A 3,070-nucleotide genomic window follows, 5' to 3' on the forward strand; every position below is an offset into this window, starting at 1 on the left:
CAAGATCAAAGAAACCGGGCTGGCTGGCCATCGACGCCTCCAAAATCTGACAGCCTCAGTTTCGCTCCAGAGCCCTCAAAGCACCAGGTTTTTCGAACCGTCCAGCTGTCAAGCCAACCTCCTGATAACACTCAACTTAATTTCTGATCAGACACTTAGCGTTGTTTAGCGTACCTTCCACGATACGCCCTCCTGATGTGTCAGAGGCCAAGGGAGTTGGTATTATTCCGCCCGAATCAACCTTACACTGCCCCAATTGCCACAGCCCATGAGGCGAACGTGTTGGATTGCATATTGTCGACTGGCGGCGCCGGTTTTATCGGCTCGGCGCTGAGTTCCCAGATTTGTGAAATGGGCCTTCCCATAGTTGCCGCAGATATCATGCTCGCCCAGGTACACCCCTCAGGCGAACGTCCCGCAAGGCTGGACAAGCGGGTCATCCTTGAGAAGGGAGACATCGCAGACGCAGACTTTTGGCACAGTCTGTTGTCGCGCTGGCGGCCGAAAAAAATCATTCATCTGGCTGCAGAAACAGGAACGGCCCAATCTCTGACGGAGGCCAGCCGGCACGCGGCGACTAACGTCCTTGGCACAACCCGTATGCTGGATGCGCTGAACAAGGTCGGCTGTTTCCCGGAGCGTATCATTCTTACGTCGAGCCGCGCCGTCTATGGCGAAGGAGCATGGCGCAGCGCGACCGGCGACCTGTTTTACCCACCCCCACGCAGTCATCAGGCGCTCGAATCCGCCCAATGGGATCCCAAAGGTCAAGATGGACGCCCCGCCACGGCTGCGCCCCATGACGCCGCCACGATCTCGCCCAATCCCGCCAGCATTTATGGCGCGACGAAGTTGGCGCAGGAGCATGTTTTGCAGGCGTGGTGCGCCGCCTATACGGTTCCACTCAGTATCTTGCGTTTGCAGAATGTGTACGGCGAAGGCCAGTCCCCGCATAATCCGTACACAGGCATCATCAATATTTTTCATCGCCTGGCCCGGTCTGGTCAGGCCATCCCGGTTTATGAAGATGGAGAAATTGTCCGCGACTTCATCCACATTGACGATGTGGCGCGTGTGATCTCCGCCCTGCTACGGGCTCAGGGACAGGGCGATCACAAATTCGACGTCGGCTCAGGCGAGGCGACCACTATACATGAGGCGGCCAGGATCATCGCCAGATTGCACGACGCTCCGCCACCTGTCGTCTGCGGGGCGTTTCGGGATGGGGATGTACGTTCCGCCGTCGCTGCGACTGACGCGATGTATGAAGTGACAGGTGTGAGGGCAACTGTCAGCTTCGAAGAGGGGGCGGAACGGGTCGGCCGTTATTTGCAAGCCTCCGGATTCATCTGAGCAAGCGGGCGCCGAAACACCATGACAGATATCCCTGCCAGCCATGTACAAACGCAGGCACGCTGCGTTCAGGTACAGTCAATCATTTATCACCTCGACCATGATGCGATCGCCAGGGCAGCGACCAGCCTGGCGCGCGCTGCCGATCTCGCCCTGCAGTCGGGGGTGTGCGCTGACATCATCCTGGCGCTTGGCGACACCTCGTCACGGCCGTGCCTGAGCGACAGTGAGCTCAGCGCGTTGCAGCAGCGATTTCCGATGCTGAGGATCAGTTACAGGTTTTTTGATAGCAATCTGGGTTCCGCGCGCGGCCACAATGAACTGGCTGCCGGCGCAACGGCTGATTATCTGCTGATCCTGAATCCGGATGTCGTTGTCAGTCCACGGCTGTTTGAGCATATGATGGCGCCCTTTGCCGACAGCCGGGTCGGCATGGTGGAAGCCAAGCAAATTCCCTTGGAGCATCCAAAATATTACGACCCGGTCACCGGCGAAACAAGCTGGGCCGCCACCGCCTGTGCACTTCTTGACAACAGCCTGTTCCGGAAAATTGAAGGCTTTGATAGCAAGAGTTTCTTTCTTTATTGCGACGACGTAGACTATTCTTGGCGTGTTCGCGAAGCGGGGTACAAAGTCATCTTTGCACCATCAGCCGTGGTGTTTCACGACAAGCGCCTGTCAGACGCGGGGCGCTGGCAACCGACGAGCGCCGAGCGCTACTACTCGGCGGAAGCCGCGCTGCTCATGGCGCACAAATGGTCCTACCACGCGCATCTCGCGCGGCTGCTGGCGTCTTTCAAGGATGGCGCCCCGGACGAACGGAAGGCGTATCAATCATTCCAGGACAGGCTAACGTCCGGGCGAGCGCCGTCGCCGCGAGATCCCGACCACAAAACAGGGACCTTCGACGGCATCAACTACACGCGCCACAGGTATGCACTGTAATGCTGAATGCAAGCGCCTCCTACGACAACGCATATGCGTCTGATAATGTTTACGGCCACGTCGTCTCGCTGCTGGCGAACCACGTCGCGGCGCAGGACAATACACTGGAGCGGGATGTTCATCTCGATATAGGCTGCGGCTATGGCCGGATCGCCGAGGCCCTGACCTCACGGCTTGGCCTGCATTACGTCGGCGTGGACGGGGAGCCGCGCGGCCTGACGTCGTTGCGCGCCCGAGGTTTTGAGGCGCACGAGACCAAATTTGCCGGCAAGGCGGAACTGCTTGCGGCGCTCCGGACCATCCTCGGCGGTCGACGCCTGGCGTCCATCTCCATGCTCGACACCCTCGAGCATCTGCCCGATGGTGATGAGATCCTCAGGGCGCTGCGCGAACTGGCGCACGACTTTAGTGCGCCAGTGGTCATCACAGTGCCAAATGTCGCCCATCGCGACATCGGGTTCCGCCTCGCGCTTGGGCAGTGGGACTACACTGCGGACGGCTTGCTCGACCATACCCACACCCGATTGTTCAATCTCGCCAGCCTGAAACGGGCGCTGCGGTTCGCCGGATTGCATCCAGTCGCTTTTAATAACGTCAGGCGCACGCGCAGCGACCAGTGCTTCCCCACAACATTGCCGAGCCTGGCGACTGGAACCTCACTGCATCAATTGCTGGATTACCTGAGGCATCAGGCGGACGACGACGCAACTGTGAACCAGTTCGTCGTCCTCACCTTGCCAGGCCCGTCGGTTGGCGATAGCGCCTATCTTGC

3 protein-coding genes are annotated in these 3,070 nt (G+C 59.2%); all 3 read left to right on the plus strand.

Annotated features, from left to right (window positions below):
- The first annotated feature begins 294 nt into the window (after positions 1–294).
- Positions 295–1,353: an NAD-dependent epimerase/dehydratase family protein gene (locus AC6A67_RS05445; protein ID WP_498035543.1), complete on the plus strand. Its 1,059-nt coding sequence runs from the start codon at positions 295–297 to the stop codon at positions 1,351–1,353.
- Between the two features lie 21 nt (positions 1,354–1,374).
- On the plus strand, positions 1,375–2,298 hold the full coding sequence (locus AC6A67_RS05450) for a glycosyltransferase family protein (protein WP_498035544.1): 924 nt from the start codon (positions 1,375–1,377) through the stop codon (positions 2,296–2,298).
- Positions 2,298–3,070, plus strand: a 773-nt coding sequence (locus AC6A67_RS05455; protein WP_498035545.1) for a class I SAM-dependent methyltransferase, incomplete at its 3' end; no start/stop codon positions are given. The genes AC6A67_RS05450 and AC6A67_RS05455, both read left to right, overlap by 1 nt.

The sequence above is a fragment of the Camelimonas sp. FR25 genome (genome assembly GCF_059740505.1).

Excerpts from the sequence above, each read along its gene's own strand:
- AC6A67_RS05450 (WP_498035544.1), top strand. The coding sequence starts at position 1,375 with ATGACAGATATCCCTGCCAGCCATGTACAAACGCAGGCACGCTGCGTT.